This window comes from Shimia sp. W99 (assembly GCF_053851455.3).
This window is the reverse complement of record NZ_JBSQBU020000001.1, coordinates 2,050,032-2,068,617: the sequence shown is the minus strand read 5'-3', so window position 1 is coordinate 2,068,617 and position 18,586 is coordinate 2,050,032. Positions and strand designations below refer to the sequence as shown.

General features: G+C 60.9%; 19 protein-coding genes. 2 read left to right on the top strand and 17 right to left on the bottom strand.

Going from position 1 to position 18,586, the window contains the following annotated elements:
- Positions 1 to 42 precede the first annotated feature (42 nt).
- Together ACS3QZ_RS10360 and ACS3QZ_RS10355 are read left to right on the top strand one after the other, a co-directional pair.
- On the top strand, positions 43 to 501 hold the full coding sequence (locus ACS3QZ_RS10360; RefSeq protein WP_456037756.1) for a methylated-DNA--[protein]-cysteine S-methyltransferase: 459 nt from the start codon (positions 43 to 45) through the stop codon (positions 499 to 501).
- Positions 502 to 560: 59 nt separating this feature from the next.
- Positions 561 to 1,949, top strand: coding sequence for an alpha/beta fold hydrolase (locus ACS3QZ_RS10355; protein ID WP_456037755.1), 1,389 nt, complete (start codon positions 561 to 563; stop codon positions 1,947 to 1,949).
- Between the two features lie 6 nt (positions 1,950 to 1,955).
- Here ACS3QZ_RS10355 and ACS3QZ_RS10350 read toward each other — a convergent pair whose 3' ends face one another.
- From ACS3QZ_RS10350 to ACS3QZ_RS10270, 17 genes are all read right to left on the bottom strand, one after another.
- Complete coding sequence (locus ACS3QZ_RS10350) at positions 1,956 to 2,651, bottom strand: CDP-alcohol phosphatidyltransferase family protein (protein WP_456037754.1); 696 nt, start codon at positions 2,649 to 2,651, stop codon at positions 1,956 to 1,958.
- A 72-nt stretch (positions 2,652 to 2,723) separates the two neighbouring features.
- The gene (locus ACS3QZ_RS10345) at positions 2,724 to 3,530 is read right to left on the bottom strand and encodes an NAD(P)-dependent oxidoreductase (protein ID WP_456037753.1); all 807 of its coding nucleotides are present in this window, start codon (positions 3,528 to 3,530) and stop codon (positions 2,724 to 2,726) included.
- Positions 3,531 to 3,534: 4 nt separating this feature from the next.
- Positions 3,535 to 4,188, bottom strand: a complete 654-nt coding sequence (yihA, locus tag ACS3QZ_RS10340) for a ribosome biogenesis GTP-binding protein YihA/YsxC (RefSeq protein ID WP_456037752.1) — start codon at positions 4,186 to 4,188, stop codon at positions 3,535 to 3,537.
- Positions 4,188 to 4,934 (bottom strand): MOSC domain-containing protein, encoded by a 747-nt coding sequence (locus ACS3QZ_RS10335; RefSeq protein WP_456037751.1) that lies wholly within the window; start codon positions 4,932 to 4,934, stop codon positions 4,188 to 4,190. Before ACS3QZ_RS10335 ends, yihA begins: the two co-directional genes overlap by 1 nt.
- Positions 4,931 to 6,742, bottom strand: a complete 1,812-nt coding sequence (yidC, locus tag ACS3QZ_RS10330) for a membrane protein insertase YidC (protein WP_456037750.1) — start codon at positions 6,740 to 6,742, stop codon at positions 4,931 to 4,933. Before yidC ends, ACS3QZ_RS10335 begins: the two co-directional genes overlap by 4 nt.
- Before the next feature lie 111 nt (positions 6,743 to 6,853).
- Complete coding sequence (locus ACS3QZ_RS10325) at positions 6,854 to 8,407, bottom strand: putative bifunctional diguanylate cyclase/phosphodiesterase (RefSeq protein ID WP_456037749.1); 1,554 nt, start codon at positions 8,405 to 8,407, stop codon at positions 6,854 to 6,856.
- A gap of 61 nt (positions 8,408 to 8,468) precedes the next feature.
- Positions 8,469 to 9,338, bottom strand: coding sequence for a tRNA 2-thiocytidine(32) synthetase TtcA (ttcA, locus tag ACS3QZ_RS10320; protein WP_456037748.1), 870 nt, complete (start codon positions 9,336 to 9,338; stop codon positions 8,469 to 8,471).
- Between the two features lie 70 nt (positions 9,339 to 9,408).
- A complete protein-coding gene (locus ACS3QZ_RS10315; protein ID WP_456037747.1) occupies positions 9,409 to 9,912 on the bottom strand; it encodes a hypothetical protein in 504 nt (167 codons plus the stop codon).
- A 170-nt stretch (positions 9,913 to 10,082) separates the two neighbouring features.
- On the bottom strand, positions 10,083 to 10,313 hold the full coding sequence (gene yidD, locus ACS3QZ_RS10310; RefSeq protein WP_093090751.1) for a membrane protein insertion efficiency factor YidD: 231 nt from the start codon (positions 10,311 to 10,313) through the stop codon (positions 10,083 to 10,085).
- A 114-nt stretch (positions 10,314 to 10,427) separates the two neighbouring features.
- Positions 10,428 to 11,735 (bottom strand): DUF8689 domain-containing protein, encoded by a 1,308-nt coding sequence (locus ACS3QZ_RS10305; protein ID WP_456037746.1) that lies wholly within the window; start codon positions 11,733 to 11,735, stop codon positions 10,428 to 10,430.
- A gap of 85 nt (positions 11,736 to 11,820) precedes the next feature.
- The gene (locus tag ACS3QZ_RS10300) at positions 11,821 to 12,315 is read right to left on the bottom strand and encodes a prepilin peptidase (protein WP_456037745.1); all 495 of its coding nucleotides are present in this window, start codon (positions 12,313 to 12,315) and stop codon (positions 11,821 to 11,823) included.
- Positions 12,316 to 12,330: 15 nt separating this feature from the next.
- Positions 12,331 to 13,179, bottom strand: coding sequence for a tetratricopeptide repeat protein (locus ACS3QZ_RS10295; protein ID WP_456037744.1), 849 nt, complete (start codon positions 13,177 to 13,179; stop codon positions 12,331 to 12,333).
- A gap of 29 nt (positions 13,180 to 13,208) precedes the next feature.
- Complete coding sequence (locus ACS3QZ_RS10290; protein WP_456037743.1) at positions 13,209 to 13,772, bottom strand: tetratricopeptide repeat protein; 564 nt, start codon at positions 13,770 to 13,772, stop codon at positions 13,209 to 13,211.
- A 12-nt stretch (positions 13,773 to 13,784) separates the two neighbouring features.
- Complete coding sequence (locus tag ACS3QZ_RS10285; RefSeq protein WP_456037742.1) at positions 13,785 to 14,756, bottom strand: type II secretion system F family protein; 972 nt, start codon at positions 14,754 to 14,756, stop codon at positions 13,785 to 13,787.
- Positions 14,757 to 14,768: 12 nt separating this feature from the next.
- Entirely contained in the window at positions 14,769 to 15,737 is a 969-nt protein-coding gene (locus tag ACS3QZ_RS10280) for a type II secretion system F family protein (RefSeq protein WP_456037741.1), read from the bottom strand.
- A gap of 5 nt (positions 15,738 to 15,742) precedes the next feature.
- Positions 15,743 to 17,227, bottom strand: coding sequence for a TadA family conjugal transfer-associated ATPase (locus tag ACS3QZ_RS10275; RefSeq protein WP_456037740.1), 1,485 nt, complete (start codon positions 17,225 to 17,227; stop codon positions 15,743 to 15,745).
- 14 nt (positions 17,228 to 17,241) lie between these two features.
- Entirely contained in the window at positions 17,242 to 18,489 is a 1,248-nt protein-coding gene (locus ACS3QZ_RS10270) for a CpaE/TadZ family protein (protein ID WP_456037739.1), read from the bottom strand.
- Positions 18,490 to 18,586: the final 97 nt, after the last annotated feature.

Here is an 18,586-nt window from a genome sequence, read left to right as displayed (position 1 = left end):
CGCCCTGCTTGCCGGGCGCCTTTTTCATTGGCAGGATGGGGTATGGAAGAGCGCTGGATGGAGAGCCCCTTGGGGGCAATGCGGATTGCCGCACAGGACGGGGCGATTGTTGCATTGGATTGGGGCGGCGTGCCGGCGCGCTCGTCAGATTGTGCCGTTTTGCAGGACGCGGAGGCGCAGTTGGCTGACTATTTTGCCGGGACGCGGGAGGTGTTCGACCTGCCTTTGCGCGTGCGTGGCTCGGCGTTTCAGCGCGCGGTTTGTGACGCGATGCGGGCGATCCCTTTCGGATACACGCGGACTTATGGCGAGATTGCCAATGATCTCGGAGTCCCGGCGCAGGCGGTCGGGCAAGCCTGTGGCGGCAATCCGATCCCGATCCTCATTCCCTGCCACAGGGTTATGGGGGCCAAGGGGCTGACAGGCTTCTCCGGCGCGGGTGGGGTTGAAAGCAAGGTCTGGCTTCTGCGCCACGAGGGGGCGGGCGGGTTCCTGATCTGAGGTTTTGGGCGAAACCGTCCTGCGTGCTAAACTGTGTCCTGCGCCAGCAGGAGATTTTTATGGAACGCAGACTTGCCGCGATCCTCGCCGCCGACATGGTCGGGTTTTCGCGAATGATGGAACAGGATGAAGAGGGGGTGCTGTCCCGCCAGAAGCGGCATCGCCGCGAGCTGATCGACCCCGAGATAGCCCGCAACCGGGGACGAATCGTCAAGACGACAGGCGACGGCATGCTGGCCGAGTTCGCCTCGGCACAGGATGCAGTGCGATGCGCGATCGACATTCAATCGGACATGGCCCGGCGGGAAGCGAGTTTGGAAGACGACCGGCGCATCGTCTATCGCGTCGGGATCAATATCGGCGATGTGATCGTGGATGCGGAGGACGTGTTCGGTGACGGAGTGAATGTTGCGGCGCGGCTCGAGGCATTGGCGGAACCGGGTGGGGTGGCGATTTCGGACATCGTGCACCAGACGGTGCTTGACCGGCTGGGTGAACATTTCCGCGATCTGGGCAGCCAGCGCGTCAAGAACCTCACCCGGCCGATCCGGGTTTGGCAATGGAGCCTCGAGCGGCCCGAACCGCCCCCCGAGTTCCGGGAAGCGCGTGCGCAGCATGTGCGCTATGCCCGGTCGGCGGACGGAACGCAGATCGCCTGGGCGGAGACCGGACAAGGAAAGCCGGTTTTTAAGGCGCCGAACTGGATGACGCACCTGGAATATGAATGGGGGAACCCTCTTTGGTCAGGGTTCCTGCGGCGGTTTTCGGAGAATACGCGGCTGATCCGGTTCGATCAGCGGGGCAATGGCCTTTCGGATTGGGATGTGCCCGAGATTTCCAGCGATGCCATGATCGCGGATATGGAAGCGGTCGTGGCGGCGTCGGGATTGGACCGTTTCGCGATCTTCGCGGCCAGCCAGGGAGCGGGGTTTTCGATCCGCTACGCTCTGCGCCACCCCGAGAAGGTAAGTTGCCTCGTGATCTGGGGCGGCTATCTTCAGGGGCGGTTGATGCGGGAGAGCCAGGAGGAGACCTTGCTTTACGAGGCGGCCTGCAGGATGATCAAAGATGGCTGGGGCCTGCCCAACCCGATCTTTCGCCAGTTCTTCACCTCGAGCTTTGCGCCCGGATTGGCGCCGGAGCAGCAGAAGGCCTTTGATGAAATGCAGCGGCTGACCGTATCTTCCGAAAATGCGCTGGAACTGTTCAGGATGAACGCGCGGCTTGATTGTGTCGAAGAGGCGCGGCGGCTTGGTGTGCCGGTGCTGGTGTTGCATGCCTCGGGCGACCGCATTGCGCCGGTATCGCAAGGCAGGTTGATGGCGCGGTTGATCGAAGGGGCCGAATATGCGGAATTCGCTGGCGACGATCATTTCATGTTCGAAGGCTCAGCCACCTTCGATGACATGTGCGCCGAGGCGCTTGCCTTTATCGACCGGCACGATTGACCCGGATCAGAGCGTTTCGCGGAAGATCAGCTGTTGCGCGGCCCCGGCGACCAGAAGGTAGGCGGAGGTGGCGACTAGGCCCCAGTGGGCCCAGCTTTCGGGATGGAAATCGACCCAGGCCGCCCAGCCGGCAAAGAAGGTCCAGGCGACGGCCATGGGCAGGGAAACAAGGCGCCAGCGTTCGGTGCGGACCGGGTGGATGAACTTGATCGGCAGGAACATGGCGATGGCCAAAACCGTGACGAGGGCGAGGCTCACCCAGAAGTTTGGCTCAACCGCGAAGATCACGATCACCAGCATGTTCCAGCATCCGGGGAAGCCGGAAAAGGAGTTGTCCTTTGTTTTCATGCGGGTGTCGGCAAAATAGAGAGCCGAGGTAAAGGTGATCACGATGATCGCGAACCAACCGGTCCAGCCGTCCATGAGCCCGGATTTGAAGAGGGCGAAGGCCGGGATGAAGACATAGGTCAGGTAGTCGATGATCAGGTCAAGCAATACACCGTCGAACTCTGGCGCATATTTCTTGACATGATAGCGGCGCGCCATTGGGCCATCGAACCCGTCGACCACGAAGGCCACAACCAGCCAGAGGAACATGAGGCTCCATTTGCCGTCGACGGCGGCCAGCATGGCCAGCATGGCGAAAACCGCGCCGGTGGCGGTGAAGAGATGAACGGCGAGGGCGCGGGCGTGTTTGGTCATGGGGCACTCATGCCGCAAAAGGCGGAGGGGCGCAACTTTTTGGGTGGATGGAAATGGCTGCGACGCGGGTATTCACCGCGGGCGGAGAGCGCGAATGGCGGCTTGCACGGTTTCGGGAAGGGTTGTGTCGGCGTCCGGCGGGGCGGCATCCAGGGCGGAGGCGACGTCTTTGACGAGGATGCCAATGGTGTTTTCCGGGTCGAGACCATCGCGCGCGAACTCGATGTCGTTGAAGCCGGAGGCGAACCAGTTTTGCCCGGAAGAGGTGTGGATCAAATTCAGCAGAGCGGTTTCGTCGATCCCGGCGGCGTCGGCCCAATCGAGCACAAGCCGGGTCATGGCTGTGTTGGAGGCGGCGAGCAGGTTGTTGAGCACCTTGGCCTGCATGCCGGTTCCAAATCCGCCCATGCGGTGAAAATGCGCACCCATGGCATCAAACAGGGGCTGGTGGCGATCGAGCGCGTCGGTGTCTCCGCCCAGCATGAAGGACAGGCGCGCCTCTTCTGCGGCGATGGCGGCGCCGGACATGGGGGCATCCATCAGGGTGACATGCGCGGGAATGCGGTTGCGCAGATCAGTGACATAGCGCGGGCTGAGCGTGGAGGAGATGATCACCGATTGCAGATTGGGGGCTGTGGCGAGGTTCTGGGCGCCGAACAGAACGTCGTCGGTCTGGGTGATGTCGCGCACAACCGTGATGAGGGTGCGGATATGGGCGCCGAACTCGTGCAGGGGGCGCATGTGAGGGGCGAGGGGGCCGAATTCTTTTGCGGGGCGGATGTCGAAACCTTGCGCGTCGAAACCGGCGGCACGCAGCGTGGCGAGCATGGGAGCCCCCATGCGGCCACAGCCGGCCACACCGATGCCGGTGAGCGACACGGCTCTAGTCCAGCCCGGCGATGATGGCGCGCAGTTCGGCGAGCCCGTCGCCCTTTTCGGAAGAGGTCAGCACGATCTCGGGGAAGGCGGCGGGGTGTTTGGAGAGCTTTTCCCGGACCTGTTTCAGCACCTTCTCTCGGTCCTTTTCCTTGACCTTGTCGGCCTTGGTCAACACTGCCTGAAAGGTCACGGCAGAGCTGTCGAGAAGGGACATGATTTCCTCGTCCACGGCCTTGATCCCGTGGCGGGTGTCGATCAGGACGAAGGCGCGGCGCAAGTTGGCGCGGCCCGAGAGGTATTGTTTTAGTAGCTTTTGCCATTTCTCGACCACAGCGAGCGGCGCGTTGGCATAGCCATAGCCGGGCAGGTCGACGAGGTAATGGCTGTCGGACAGGGTGAAAAAGTTGATTTCCTGTGTGCGGCCCGGTGTGTTGGAGGCGCGGGCAAGGCGGGTACGGTTGGTCAGCGCATTGATCAGGCTGGATTTGCCCACGTTGGAGCGGCCCGCGAAGCAGACTTCGACCCGGTCGGACGGGGGCAGGCCGGACATGGCCACGACGCCCTTGAGAAAGTCGCTGTTGGCGCCGTCAAAAAGCTTGCGCCCTTTTTCGACGGCAAAGGGGTCAAGATCTTCGACAAGCGGGAAAGGCAGTTGCATCAGAGCACCTCTGCGGGGGAGTCTATGGCGATGTCGCCGGATTTTGTGACCACACCGTAGACGCCAAATTCCTGATGGCCAAACACCTCATTCAAAACGCCCAGCGTGTCTGCATCGCGGTGGCCGGTATCGGGGTTGGCAGTGGTGGCAAGGCAGCGGGTGATCGGTTCGCGGATTTCGATCTCGGCGGAGCCGATACGGAGCGTCTTGCCGATCCAGTCGAATTCTTCCCACGGCGCAAAACCGTCGAGCCAGATATTGCCGCGCCAGCGTTCGGTCGAGAGTTTGCGACCCATACGGCCTTCGACGGCGCGGTGTGACGCGGTGGTGTGGATCGAGATCGAAGGGAACATGGTATCGGTCATGCCGTGGTCCCCCGCCGGGACAACGCGGGCCGAAGCGGCGCGGTCGGCGGGCATGATCGGGCGCGCCCACTGGATCAGTTTTTCGCCCTGTGTGTCGGGGTCAAAGGTGAGGTCCCAGAGGTCGGGGTGGCTGAGGGTGATCCGGCCCGTCGTTTCGTCAGTTTGCGCGGTGATTGCCATCAGCGAGGGCGCCTTGGCGGCGCGGGAAAAATTGGCACAGGGGGCCCATTCGCCCCCCGTTGTCTTTGCAGCTTGGTGTGCCACGGCCCAGCGGCGATCCCAGGGAAAGGTCTGCCCCTCGGTCAGGGACACCCGGCCCAGGGCTTCGCGCCCATGAGCCTTGATCGGGTGCCGCCAGAGAGCCGCGACGCGGCCCATCACTTGGCGTCCGGTTTGGGCTTGCGCTTGAAGCTCGACCGGATGTTGCCAAAGACGTCAGGCTTGTAGCCGTGGCTGCGCATGATCAGGTACTGCTGCGTGAAGGTGATCACGTTGTTGGTGATCCAGTAGACCACGAGGCCGCTGGCAAAGCTGCCCAGCATGAACATGAAGACCCACGGCATCCAGGCAAAGATCATCTGCTGCGTCGGGTCGGTGGGGGCCGGGTTCAGTTTCTGCTGAAGCCACATCGAGATACCCAGCAGGATCGGTAGAATGCCAAGGCTGAGGATTTCGAGGAAGCCGAGTTCCGGCACGGCAAAGGGCAGAATCCCGAAGAGGTTGAAGATCGAGGACGGATCCGGTGCCGAAAGGTCGGTGATCCAGCCGATCCACGGGGCATGGCGCAATTCGAGGGTGACGAAGATCACCTTGTAGAGCGAGAAGAAGATCGGGATCTGGATCAGGATCGGCAGACAACCCGAGGCGGGGTTCACCTTTTCCTTCTTGTAAAGCTCCATCATGCCCTGCTGCATCTTCTGACGGTCGTCGCCGGCGGCCTCCTTGAGGGCTTCCATCTGCGGCTGGAGTTCCTTCATCTTGGCCATGGAGGCGTAGGATTTGTAGGCCAGCGGGAAGACGATGATCTTGATCGCGATGGTCAGGCCGATAATGGCCCAGCCCATGTTGCCAATGAAACTGTTGAGCCAGTGCAGAAGGGCGAACATCGGTTTGGTCAGGAAGAAGAACCAGCCCCAGTCGATGGAATCGAGGAAGCCCTGAACGCCACCCGATTTCTGATAATCGCGGATGGTGGCCCATTCCTTGGCCCCGGCAAACAGTTGCGAGGTGGTGGCGACGGTGCTGCCCTGGGCCACGGTCAGGGTCGGCATGACGGCTTCGGTCTGGTAGATGTCGCGGCGCTCGTCATATTTGGCGACGGATTTGAAGGCGGTGCCGGGCTGGGGGATGAGGGTGGCCATCCAGTAGTGATCGGTAAAGCCGATCCAGCCATTCTCGGTCACTTGCGTGACCTCGGCGCGCGCGCCTTCGCGCTGTTCGAACGGGTAGTCCGTCATGCCGTCATAATCGGTTTCGGTCAGCTCGCCATCGGCCATGGCGATCAGACCTTCGTGCAGGATGAAGAAGTTCTTGAGATCCCCGGGCTCCCCATGGCGGGCAAGAATGCCGTAGGGCGCCAGCGAAACAGTGCCTGCACCGGTGTTCTCAACCGATTGTTCGACCGAGAACATGTAGTTTTCGTCCAGCGAAATGGTGCGGCGGAAGGTCAGCCCTGCGCCGTTGTCCCATTTCAGGGTAATCGGGGCGGTTTCGGTCAGTTTGTCGCCATTTTCCACGGTCCATTCGGTGTTGGAGCCGGGAACCTGATCGTAGCTCAGGCCGGCACCGGGCGCCCAGCCATAGAGCGCATAATAGGCGTGCGGCTGGCCGGACGGGGAAAGGAAAGAGACGATCGGTGCGCCTTCATCCAGTGTTTCGCGGTAGTCGTTCAGTTTCAGGTCGTCGATGCGACCGCCGACCAGCGAAATCGAGCCGCTCAGGCGGGCGGTGTCGATGTCAACGCGCGGGGCGTCCGGGACGGCTTCGGTTGTGGTTGTCCCGGTTTCGGCCGCGGGGGCCGCCGAAGGCGCGGTGGCGGTCGGCGCCACGGGTACGGAACCATCCGCCGCAATCACGGCGTTGGGGTCTTCCACCGGTTGTTCCGGGGGAGGGAACATGACAAACCAAACCAGGATCACGACGAAGCTGAGCGCTGTCGCGAGGATGAGGTTCTTGTTCTGATCGTCCATTGCCGAAGGCCACCTGTCTTTGAAACGTTGGGGTGGTTCAACAGAGGTGCGCCCCAAAGGTCAAGGGGGTTGTGCCCGATTCTGAGCCCCGAGCGACCCGGATCGGCAGGTTCACCCCGACTTTCTCCCAATTTCGGGGGGAAGACAGAGTTTGGCCTTGTGTTTCTCCATCCATCCGAGCGTATCGGCAAAGGGCATGGGACGGGCGATGCCAAAGCCCTGGACGTGGCGGCAGCCCAATTGAGCGAGCATGGCGTGTTCGGCGGCGTTTTCGACGCCCTCGGACAGGGTTTCAAGGCCCAGCCGCTCGGCCATGGTGACAATGGCGGCGATCATGCGCTGCTGTTCCGGGTCGCTGTCGACATGCGTGACGAAAGAGCGGTCGATCTTGAGCCGGGATATCGGCATCCGGCGAATCGACGATATCGAGGCATGTCCCGTGCCGAAATCATCAAGGTCGATGGCGCATCCAAGTTTGGCGAGAGCCTCGACATTGCGCACCACCATGTCGTCGGGTGCCCCGGCGATCACGCTTTCGAGGATTTCGACCGCCAGCCGTGACGGGGCGAGGCCGGTGCGGTCCAGTTCCCAGCGAATCCGGTCGAGCAATGACGGGCTGCGCAGTTCGTCACCGGAAAAGTTCACGCCGACCATGGGGACATTCAAGCCGGCCTCATCCCACGCACGCACGGCGTTCAACGCCTGCGCCAGCATGTAGTCGGCCAGGCGCGACATCTGGCCCGTCTGGGTGAGGACATCGAGGAATTCATAAGGGGCAAGGATGCCGCGCGAGGGGTGCTCCCAGCGGGCCAGTACTTCGAACCCCGTGACCCGTCCTGTGTCGGTTGAAATCTGGGGCTGATACCAAGCGCGGATCTGATCGCGCTCCAGGGTGCGGGCGGCTTCGCTTTCTGTTCGACGGCGGGTCACGACCTTGCGACGCATGTCGGCCGAAAAGGCGCGGATACTCGAATGGCCGGCGCGACGGGCTTCTGTCATCGCCATTTCCGCCGATTGGATCAGGGCGCGCGCGGTTGCGTCGCGTATGCGGGCAGCCAAACAAAATCCGATCGAACAGGAGGCATAGATTGATGCCATGCGCAGGGGAACGGGTTCCTCGATCGCGGTTTGCAGCCGCACGGCAAGTTGCAACCCGGTTTCAAGGTCGAGCAGGCGCACAGGATCAAGCGCGATCAGAAATGTCGCGTCCCCCGAGCGGGCGACGAGATCATCGCTGCGCAGGGCGCGGACAATACGCTCTGCCGTGAATTTCAGCACCTGATCCGCCTCGGCATCTCCATAGGTTTCGCGCAGCCGCGCAAAATCGTCGATCTTGATCGAGAAACACGCGGTTGTGCGTCCGTTGTTGGGCAGGGAGCGCATGAGTGCCTGAAAACGCCTTTCGAACGGGGAGGACAAGAGCGCGCCTGTCAACGCATCGGTTTGCGACGCGCGCCGCCGACTTGGCGCGGCGGCGGTACCACGCAGAAGCAGCAGCGGCAGAGGCAGCAACAAGGCGGCAATCAACAGGCCGGATTCGCCCGCGAGCATCCAGGCCGCAAGTGATACGACCGGAATCAGGATAGGCAGACGGCGCCACAATGACGTCTCCGCAGGAGGGGCGGTCCGAAGCAGGTTGAGTAACGGTCCCAGGCGCAGCGGCATGTATCATGTCCCTGATGGCAGCGATTCCCATCAAGGTTAGAGGCACATGTTGACCTGACCGTTAACGCAGCCTGGGGACTTCCGTGTCAATTTGTTCAAATTTTACAGACCCGCGCATCAGCCCCGCAAAATCAAAAAGCTTGGGATCGAGCATGTGGCTTGGTCTGATGTTCATCAGGGAACGGAACATGACCTGCCGCCGACCGGGGCTGTTTTTTTCCCATTGATCAAGGATTTGCTTGACCTGCTGGCGCTGCAGCCCGTCCTGAGATCCGCAGAGATCACAAGGGATGATCGGGTACTGCATGTCACGCGCAAACTTCTCGCAATCGGCCTCGGCGACATGGGCCAGCGGGCGGTATACAAAGAGATCGCCCTCTTCATTGACCAGCTTGGGCGGCATGGTTGCAAGACGCCCGCCATGGAAGAGGTTCATGAAGAAGGTTTCGAGAATGTCGTCACGATGATGCCCGAGAACGACCGCGGAACACCCTTCTTCGCGGGCAATGCGATAAAGGTTGCCGCGGCGCAGACGAGAACAGAGCGCGCAATAGGTTCGCCCCTCGGGGACCTTGTCCTTCACAACGGAATAGGTGTCCTGATACTCGACCCGATGTTCGACCCCCATCTTTTCAAGGAATTCCGGTAATACGGTCGAGGGAAAGCCCGGCTGCCCCTGATCGAGGTTGCAGGCCAGTAATTCGACCGGCAGAAGGCCGCGCCATTTCAATTCGTGCAAAACGGCGAGCAGGGTATAGCTGTCCTTGCCGCCGGACAGGCAGACAAGCCAGCGGCTGTCGCGTTCGATCATGCCGTATTGTTCAATCGCCTCGCGCGTCTGTCGCACGATGCGTTTGCGCAGTTTCTTGAAACTGGCGGAGGACGGCGCGCCGTGGAACAGCGGGTGGATATCATCGAGATCGTCAAGCATGGGGCGGCTTTATGGGAAATCGGCCCACCGGGCAAGCGTTTGAGTGGGGGGCGTGCCCCCCGGCCTGTGTTTACTGCACTTGCTCGGCGTTGCACTTCTTGGCCAGCTCAAGCGCCTTGGCCGTGCCCTTGAGATCGACGAAGAAGCTGTAGCTCTTTTCGGGAAACACCGTCATGGTGTAGGCCTTGGCGATGTCATCGAACACCTGCGGATCGTCGGTCAGCACGTAACCGCCGGAATAGCCCTTGGTGATGTTCCCACGCATCCCTGTCGCTTCGCCTACATAGAGATTGTCCCCGATCAGCACGGCCACAGCAGACTTTGCCCCTTTGCGGATGTCGGTTTCCGCCTTGGTAAATACGCCGATATAGGCCACGCCCCGATCCCGGGTCAGGCCCATCTGCACGACATTTTCGAAATCGTCCTTGGTTTCGATCATGCAGGATTTTTTCTCGGTATCGACATAGACGTTCCAGCCTTCGATGGCTCCGTAGCCGAGGAATTTTTCGGCCATGGCCGGAGCGGCGCAGAGGGCGGCGGTGGTGAAAATGGCAATTTTGGTAACAAGGCGCATGCTCAACTCCTGAAGCAATAAAGTTATGGTCGCACCGTAGGAACCGCCAGATCAGCTGTCCAGCGTGTTAGCCCGGTGGGCGCAAAGATCGGCGGCCGATTGCGTGTTTGCGACGGTCGGGATTCAGGGATTGATTGAGCGGGGCAGCTTTTTTGGCGGTCGCCTGAATCCTATTCCTTGCCCGGAGGGACGGGATCATAGCCGCTGCTGCCCAAGGGGTGACAGCGCCCGATCCGGCGCAGGGTCAGCCAGCTTCCCTTGACCGCCCCGTGCTTTTCCAGCGCTTCAAGCGCATAGGCGGAACAGGTCGGCTGATAGCGGCAGTTGAAGCCGACCCACGGGGAGAAGATCAGGCGATAGGCGCGCACCGGGAGCGCGGCGATATGGGCCAAGGGTGTCATGACCTTTATTTAGGGGATGCGGGGCGTCGGGAAAAGGGGGCGCGCTGCCCCCTGTCGCAGCGGGCTGCGCCTCCCCCCGGGATACTTGTAGAAATAGAAAGTGCGGGCGTGCCCCTATTTGACGATGTGCTCGTCCTTGACGAACATGTTGGCCCAGGCGCGGTCGATCAGCGCGGGGGACATCTGGTAGGGGATGCCTTCGAACTCGCAGATCGAGATCATCTGGTCGATCAGGAAGACCGGCTGGTAGTTGGCATAGACATTGTCGATCGTCGGGTACTTGTGCTTGAGAAGGTGCACGAGGGCCTCTTCGTCGAGCGGCATCTTCTTTTTCTTGGCGACCAGTGCGAAGATCTTGAGGAAGTTGGCCTGGTTGGGGCCGTCGATCTTGATCTTGAAGAAGATCCGGCGCAGCGCGGCCTGGTCGAAGATCTCGTTGGGGTGAAAGTTGGTCGAGAAGATCACCAGCGTGTCGAAGGGCACTTCGAACTTCTCGCCCGATTGCAGGGCGAGGATGTCCTTGCTTTCTTCCAGCGGTACGATCCAGCGGTTGACGAGCGCTTGAGGCGGTTCTTCCTGGCGGCCAAGGTCGTCGACGATGAAGATGCCACCGGTCGATTTGAGCTGCAGCGGGGCCTGATAGGTGCGGGCGGTGGGGTTGTAGACAAGGTCGAGCATGTTGAGCGACAGTTCGCCCCCGGTGATCACGGTGGGGCGGTCGCATCTGACATAGCGGCTGTCAAAACGGGCGACGCGGCGCAGGGAGTTTTCATCCTGTTCATCGCCTTCGGCAGCAGAATGCACGATCGGGTCATAGACGGTGATCACCTGGCCTGCATATTCGATGGCGCGGGGCACATAGATCTTGTCGCCCATGGCGTCGCGGATGCCGTTGGAGATAGAGGATTTACCGTTGCCGGGCGGGCCGTACATCAGGATAGAGCGTCCCGAGCTCACGGCCGGTCCAAGGTGATCGAGCAGCGAGTCCGGCAGGATCAGGTGGCCCATGGCATCGGTCAGCTGCTGGCGGGTAATCTGGATGTTGCGGATGGATTGGCGTTTGACCTGTTCGCGGTAGACATCGAGCGGCACCGGCATCGCGCCGAAATACTCGGATTGGGCCAGCGCGTCCTGCGCCCGGGATTTGCCGAGATCCGTCAGCTGATAGCCCATTTCATTGCCGTTATTGGCGTTGAGCGTACCTGTCGCCTCGAGCAGGCGCTGTTCGCGGGCCATGTCGACCAATTCCTGGGTGACGGCGCGCGGCAGGCAGATTGCCCCGGCGAGGTCGGACACCAAGTCGATATTCTTGCGGAACATGGTCTTGAGAAGGATGTCGCGCATCATGACGACGGGCAGTTTCATCTCTTCGAGCCGCTTGGGCGGGGGCGGGGCCATCACATGGGATGTCTGCATGTTCATTGGCAAATCTCCAACAGGGCGCAATGCGGGCGCCAGATTCCTTGCCTTGGTTACACACCAGAAAAATGGCGATATTCAGGCTGGTTCAGGCCCCGTAGATGGCTCCGAGCACAAGGTAGGTCGCCAGAGCGCCACCAAGGGCGAGGCCCATCGGGAAATCCCAGCCCTGATCCCAGCTATCCCAGTCGGGCACAGCGCGGCGGATCGGGGAATGCTTGGCAATGCGGTGTGTCACCCAGGCGGCAAGGAGCGTGGCGGCAAAGATCGCAAGCAACAGGCGCAGATCGCCAAAGGCGATGAAGGGCGCGGCGGCGGCGGAGAACTTGGCGTCGCCCGCGCCGATGAGTCCCCCGGCGTTGAGCACCATGCCAATCAGCAGGATCACGACGACATGCAGAAGACGATAGGCGTATTCCGTGAAGGGTAGCGCGAGCAGGCCAATCACCAGGAACACACCGAGCAGAACCAGTACCGACTGGTTGGGAATGCGCATGGCGCGCATGTCCGACCAGGCGACATAGAAGCAGATCGGCAGGACGAAGGGCAGGAACCACATCGCGGAATATGCAGTGATTTGCATCGCGGGTGCCCCTGACTAGGTGTTTTCGAGTGCCCGCAAGGCCCGCACGGCGGCCTCGAAATGCTGCGGGTGCGTGTCGATCGCCTCGCGCAGGAGCGCCTTGCCTGTGGCAGTGTCACCCTGCTTGATCGCGGAGAGCGCCAGCGTGTGCAGCAACTGGGCGCGCTCGGTCTGGACCATGGGGATCACGGGAAGCGTGTATTTGCGCTGGGCACCGCGGGCGAGAACCATGTTGTTCTTGGCGGTGAACAGCGTGTTGTCCTGACGGATGGCTTCGCCGAACAGGCGCTCGGCCTCGGCGTAGTCGCCTCGGGTGAGCTTGGAATAGCCCCAGTTGTTCATGACCCCGGCGGGGCGGGTGGTGAGGCCCACGGCGGTTTCATAGAAGCTGTCGGCGCGCGACCATTCCTTGTTGCTGTCGGCGATCATCGCCTCGAGCCGATAGCGTTTGAAGGTTTCATGCGTGGGCGGAATATCATCAAGCGTCTTTTCCGCATCTTCCCATTTGCCGGCCCTGATCTGGGCGTCGGCAAGATCGACGCGGTCGTTGGCCGTGCTGTCTTCGTGCTTGGTCACTTTCGTCCAGGCCGGCACGGCCTCGGTATAGCGTTTGGCGCGCACGAAAGAGATCGCCAGACCGCGTTGAAGGTCGATCCGGTCGGGATGATCCTTCAGGGTTCGCTGGAAATAGGAGACCCCCTCGTTCGGGTCTGCCACCGTCAACATGATGTCTGACAGGTTGCTGTCATCCACCGCGTTCACATTCTGGATTGCGCGTTCGACGCTTTCGTCAGTCGTGTCAGCGCATGCCGAAAGCATGGCGATTGCTGCCACGCAGACTGTCCCAAGGAAAGGATGGCGCATTTTTTGCGTCCTTATACTGCTCGTGCCCTTTATGGTGTTTGCCGGATGAGGTAGTCGCTGCTGCCCCGCCGCACCAATTTGTAGTCTTGTGTTTTCCCGTCATCATAGCCGGGGTTTTCAGATTTTGCGAGCGCTAAGCGCAAATTGTCGCGGATCGAGTCACTTTCGCCATTGTCGAGCGCATAAGCCTTGCGAAAAACCAGCTCTGCCTCGGGTAATTCGCCCTTTTCCATGAGCACCACGCCGAGATTGTTCCATGTTTCCGGGTGGTCAGGGCCTTCTTTGAGGCTTTCGCGCAACAGTGTCTCGGCCTGACCAAGGCGCCCCAGCCCGATATAGGCGGTGCCGACAGCGGCCTTGAGCTCTGGCGTGGTGCCGTGATCGACCGCGTGGCGGGCAAAGGCGTCGAGCGCCAGTTCGTATTCTCCAGCTTCCATCAAACGCCAGCCGACCACAAGACCGTCCACGGCATCCTTGGACGTGTCGACAGGTGGGGCAAAGGGGCTGTCGTCGGACGTGCCAAGGCCGCCCGAAGAACAGGCGGCCAAAGACAGTAGCAGGATGACAAGGGCAGAGGCCCGTAAGGTGGTCATGCTCGGTTCGTATTATTGGCCCATGTTGCCGATGCCGACGATCGACGGCGAGACCAGGATGATCAGCAGCGGCGGGACTGTGAGCATCATAGTGGCGAGTGTCATCTTGGTTGGCAACTTGTTTGCGGCCTCTTCGGCGCGCATCACGCGTTTGTCCCGCATCTCGCTGGCATAGACCCGCAGCGCTTCGGCAATCGACGTACCGAAGGTGGCCGACTGGATCAGCACCGTCACGAAAGACGAGACATCCTGAACGCCGCAGCGCTCGCCCATGTCCGAAAGCACCTGCGCCTTGTCCTTACCGGCTTTCATCTCGTAGGCGACGATCTGGAATTCGTCGGCCAATGAAGGATAGGAGGCGCGCAGTTCCCCGGCGACGCGGACGATGGACTGGTCGAGCGACTGGCCTGCCTCAACACAAACGAGCATCATATCGAGCGAGTCCGGGAAGCCGGAGGTGATCTCTTCCTTGCGGGCGGCGACGCGGCGCGTGACCCAATATTTGGGCAGCATGTATCCAATAACGCCGGGGCCAAGCGTGTACATCAGCGTGTCCTTGGTGGTGGCCCCGTCGGTACCTTTGACATAGACGAAATAGAGAACACCGAGGATCAATCCACCGATGCCAAGCAGCATCTGCGACAGGTGATAGGCACGCACGGCATCGCGCGACGGATAGCCCGCCTGCATCAGCGTGAGGCGCACCGAGCTCAGTTCCTCTTCGTTCTTAGGTTCAAGGAACTGCTTGTATTTGTCCAGCTTGGCATTGGCGCCCTTGCGGCGCAGTGCTTCCTTGCGCTGGTCTTTCTTGCCGCCTTCTGTCTGGCTGCGCTTGAGTTTGTCGATCGGGTCTTCCTTGCGGCTCATCAGAAGTGGGATGATGAGGAGGATCAGGAAAACGACCACGACCGAGAGGCCGATCATCGGACCACGGGGACCGAGAATGTCGGTCAGCATCATGTTGAGCGCTTCAAAGGTGTTCATATCGGCGTCTCCTCAGACCTTGATGTTCGTCAGCACGCGCATCACGAACAGGTTGGCGGCCAGGAACATACCCACGGCGATACAGCCGGGAATGAACCAAGGATGGGGTTTCACTTCGTCGTAGTAGTTCGGATCCAAGAGGTTGATCACGATCAGCGCGACGACCGGGAAGGCGGACAGGAACTTGCCCGACCATTTTGCCTCGGCGGTGATGGCTTTCACGCGGCGGAACAGGCGGAAGCGGGCGCGGATCACCTTGGAGAGACCGGCGAGGATCTCGGCCAGGTTACCACCCGATTGCTGCTGGATGGTCACGGCCACGGCGAGGAAGCGCAAATCCTGCATATCCAGGCGTTCGGCCATGTCTTTCAGCGCTTCGCCAAGGTCGCGACCGTAGGCACTTTCGTCGGCGATGACACCGAATTCGGTGGCCAGCGGGTCGTCGATTTCTTTCGAAACAATCTGGATCGCCGAGGAGAACGGATGGCCGACGCGCAAGCTGCGCACCATCAGTTCGATGGCGTCCGGCAGTTGCTCTTCGATCATTGCAACGCGCTTGCCCGCCTTCATGCTGACCCAGAAATAGACGCCGCCCACGCCCATCATCACCGAGATGAGTGCTGTTGTGACGGGGCCGGTCTGGGTGCCGACACTCAGGCCAACAAAGGCAAAGGCGGTTACGGCGGCCATCATCATCATGAGTTGCTTGGGCGTGAAGGCAATCGCGGCCTTCTGGGCCTTGTCCGCCAGAAGCGAATAAAGAGGAATGGTGCGGGTTTCGCCGTGCTGCTTCATCTCCTTGCGGAGCTGTTCGAGCACTTCTTCACGCCGCGCGCCCTTGTCGAGCATTTCGAGGCGGCGATTGACGCGGCTGTTGAGCGAGATCGATTTGCCGAAGACGGTCAGGTAGACGCCTTCGACAAGGACAAAAACGCCGATGAAGATCATGCCATAGACGATGAGTTCAGGAGAAAACGGCATATCAGTTACCCCGCGGTCGGTTCATAGATTTCGGCAGGCAGGTCGTAGCCCCACATGCGGAAACGTTCGGAATAATGGCTACGCACACCGGTTGCGGTGAAGTGGCCGATGATCTTGTTGTCGGGTGTCAGGCCGGTGCGCTGGTAGCGGAACACCTCCTGCATCGAGATGACGTCGCCTTCCATGCCGGTGATCTCGGTGATCGATGTCATGCGGCGCGAACCGTCCTGCAGGCGGCTGGCCTGCACGATGAGGTTTACAGCCGAGGAAATCTGGGAGCGCACGGCCTTGATCGGCATCTCGATCCCAGCCATGGCGATCATGTTTTCCAGACGGGACACGCCATCGCGGGCCGAGTTGGCGTGGATCGTGGTCATGGACCCGTCGTGGCCGGTGTTCATGGCCTGCAGCATGTCGATCACTTCTTCGCCGCGCGTCTCGCCCACGATGATGCGGTCAGGGCGCATCCGCAGGGCGTTCTTGAGACAGTCGCGCGGGGACACCTCGCCCTTGCCTTCGACGTTGGGCGGGCGGCTTTCCATCCGGCCAACATGGGTTTGTTGCAGCTGAAGTTCGGCGGTGTCCTCGATGGTGAGAATACGTTCGGCATTGTCGATGAAGGACGACAGCGCGTTGAGCGTCGTCGTTTTACCGGAACCGGTACCGCCGGAGACGATCACGTTGAGGCGAGTGGCCACGGCGGCCTGAAGATAGGCGGCCATCTGTTCGGAAAACGCGCCAAAGCCGACGAGGTCGTCAATGCCCAGCTTGTCTTTCTTGAACTTACGAATGGAGACCAGCGAGCCGTCCACGGCAATCGGGGGCACCATGGCGTTGAAACGCGAGCCGTCCTGAAGACGGGCGTCGACATAGGGGTTGGATTCATCGACGCGGCGGCCCACGGCGGATACGATCTTGTCGATGATGCGAAGTAGGTGCTTTTCATCTTTGAACACGATGTCGGTCAATTGCAGCTTGCCGGCACGTTCGACAAAGATCTGCTTGGGCCCGTTCACCAGAATATCGTTGACGCTTTCGTCCTGAAGCAGGGTTTCGAGCGGGCCGAGGCCGGTCACTTCATCGTAGAGTTCCTGAAACAGCGTGGAGCGCTCTTCGCGGTTCAGAACGATGGCCTTTTCCTGCAGAACTTCAGTCGCGATCGAGCCGATCTCTGCGCGCAGCTCCTTTTCCGATGCCTTGTCGAGGGCGGCAAGGTTCAGGTTGTCGAGCAGTTCGCGGTGAAGTTCGAGCTTGATTTCGCCAAGTCGCTCCTTGCGCCGCCGCTCCTTGTCGCCGGCCACAGGCTGTGCAGCGGTCTTGACCATCGGTTTGCGCATGATCGGTTTCTTGGCTGTCGCGTCCGGCGTGGCAGCCGCAGCCGGGGCTGCGGGTTTTTCTGCGAGTTTGCCCTTGAGCGTCTTCGCGGCCTTTTCGGCAACCGCCGGATTTGGCTTCTTGGGTTCGGTTGTCTTCTTGTAGCGAGAGAACATGGTTTATTCCTCCCTCAGGCTGCTTTGTCGTCGGACTGGTCAAGCTCGTGCAAGCTGACCGCGAGTTTCGAGATTTCCTTGCGGAGCGGATTCTTGGGCACGTTCAGCGCCAGCGGTTCGCCATGGTCGCTTGCCGCCGCGATCGGCTTGCCGCCGTCCGGGAGGTGCACGTCGATCGAGATGCCGAGGCTTTCGGCTAGGCGCTTGACGCGGCTCTTGCCGCTCAGGTCGGTGAATTTCGGCGCGCGGTTCATGACGTAGCGCAGTTTTTCGAAGGGCAGGTCCTCGGCCTGAAGCGCACGCTTGAGGCGCATGGCGTTCTGGGCGGAACGCATGTCGATTTCCATCGTCGCAAAGTAGACATGGGCCGCGTTCAGGACGACTTCGGACCACTGGACCAATGTCGAGGGCATGTCCACGATCACATAATCGTAGTGGCGCCGCGCCATACCAACCACACGTTCGACATCTTCGGGGGATACGAGATCCATCGGGATGATGTCGGGGGGCGAGGTCAGGACGTGCAGTTTTTCCTGGTAGGTCTGCAGAGCCTGTCCGAAACTTTCGCTGTCCAGCGCCTCTGTGTCGGTGATCACCTCGAAGGCCGCATCCTGGCGCGGCAGGTCAAGGAAGGTCGAAACCGAACCGAATTGCAGGTCGAAATCCAGCAGGCACACGGTTGGCGAATTCTTCTTGTCGATCGTGGCCAGTTCCCAGGCGAGGTTGACGGCCAGCGTGGTGGCGCCGGTGCCTCCGGCAAGCCCCTGAACCGCGATCAGCACACCTTCGCGGGACTCTGCGGCGGAACTCAGCGAAACGGTTGCCTGTTGCGGAACGGGTTCCGGCTCGGGTTCGACGGCGTGCATCTTGTCGATGACGTTTTGCAGTTCGCCCGGCGGCAGAGGGTAGGGGATGAATTCGTTGGCACCTTGGCGCAACAGGTGGTGCAGCGATGCCGGCGTGACGTCCTCGGCGATCAGAAGTGTGCGGATATTGCGTTCGCGCGCTGCGGAGATGATATTGGTCAGCTCGGCGAGGTTGTCCTCGTCCATGTCGTCGATGGCAAGAGCGATGAATTCCAGATGCGCAGCCTCTGGCTGCTCCATGAACGGGATCGCGTCCTCGAAACCAAGGTCGCCCCATTGTTCGCCAAGCGCCTCCTCCATATCCACGATAAGGAGTTCGAAGTTCTGCACGTCCCGGCAAATGGTACACGCCAGGATCGGGCTCTGCTCGGTCTGGATCGGCTCGCTACTCGTCATAAGCCTCAAGTTCCTCGCTCGCGGTCAGGCCGCAATTCGTTCCTAGGGGGTGCTGGCTTCTTGTCGCTGTCGCCATGCCCCCTGATTGTTGGAAACC

Bases quoted from the DNA above. Each gene is read 5' to 3' on its own strand.
- ACS3QZ_RS10360 (WP_456037756.1), top strand. From the start codon at position 43: ATGGAAGAGCGCTGGATGGAGAGCCCCTTGGGGGCAATGCGGATTGCC.
- ACS3QZ_RS10355 (WP_456037755.1), top strand. From the start codon at position 561: ATGGAACGCAGACTTGCCGCGATCCTCGCCGCCGACATGGTCGGGTTT.
- ACS3QZ_RS10350 (WP_456037754.1), bottom strand. From the start codon at position 2,651: ATGACCAAACACGCCCGCGCCCTCGCCGTTCATCTCTTCACCGCCACC.
- yihA (WP_456037752.1), bottom strand. From the start codon at position 4,188: ATGCAACTGCCTTTCCCGCTTGTCGAAGATCTTGACCCCTTTGCCGTC.
- yidC (WP_456037750.1), bottom strand. From the start codon at position 6,742: ATGGACGATCAGAACAAGAACCTCATCCTCGCGACAGCGCTCAGCTTC.
- ACS3QZ_RS10325 (WP_456037749.1), bottom strand. From the start codon at position 8,407: ATGCCGCTGCGCCTGGGACCGTTACTCAACCTGCTTCGGACCGCCCCT.
- ttcA (WP_456037748.1), bottom strand. From the start codon at position 9,338: ATGCTTGACGATCTCGATGATATCCACCCGCTGTTCCACGGCGCGCCG.
- ACS3QZ_RS10315 (WP_456037747.1), bottom strand. From the start codon at position 9,912: ATGCGCCTTGTTACCAAAATTGCCATTTTCACCACCGCCGCCCTCTGC.
- yidD (WP_093090751.1), bottom strand. From the start codon at position 10,313: ATGACACCCTTGGCCCATATCGCCGCGCTCCCGGTGCGCGCCTATCGC.
- ACS3QZ_RS10305 (WP_456037746.1), bottom strand. From the start codon at position 11,735: ATGAACATGCAGACATCCCATGTGATGGCCCCGCCCCCGCCCAAGCGG.
- ACS3QZ_RS10300 (WP_456037745.1), bottom strand. From the start codon at position 12,315: ATGCAAATCACTGCATATTCCGCGATGTGGTTCCTGCCCTTCGTCCTG.
- ACS3QZ_RS10295 (WP_456037744.1), bottom strand. From the start codon at position 13,179: ATGCGCCATCCTTTCCTTGGGACAGTCTGCGTGGCAGCAATCGCCATG.
- ACS3QZ_RS10290 (WP_456037743.1), bottom strand. From the start codon at position 13,772: ATGACCACCTTACGGGCCTCTGCCCTTGTCATCCTGCTACTGTCTTTG.
- ACS3QZ_RS10285 (WP_456037742.1), bottom strand. From the start codon at position 14,756: ATGAACACCTTTGAAGCGCTCAACATGATGCTGACCGACATTCTCGGT.
- ACS3QZ_RS10280 (WP_456037741.1), bottom strand. From the start codon at position 15,737: ATGCCGTTTTCTCCTGAACTCATCGTCTATGGCATGATCTTCATCGGC.
- ACS3QZ_RS10275 (WP_456037740.1), bottom strand. From the start codon at position 17,227: ATGTTCTCTCGCTACAAGAAGACAACCGAACCCAAGAAGCCAAATCCG.
- ACS3QZ_RS10270 (WP_456037739.1), bottom strand. From the start codon at position 18,489: ATGACGAGTAGCGAGCCGATCCAGACCGAGCAGAGCCCGATCCTGGCG.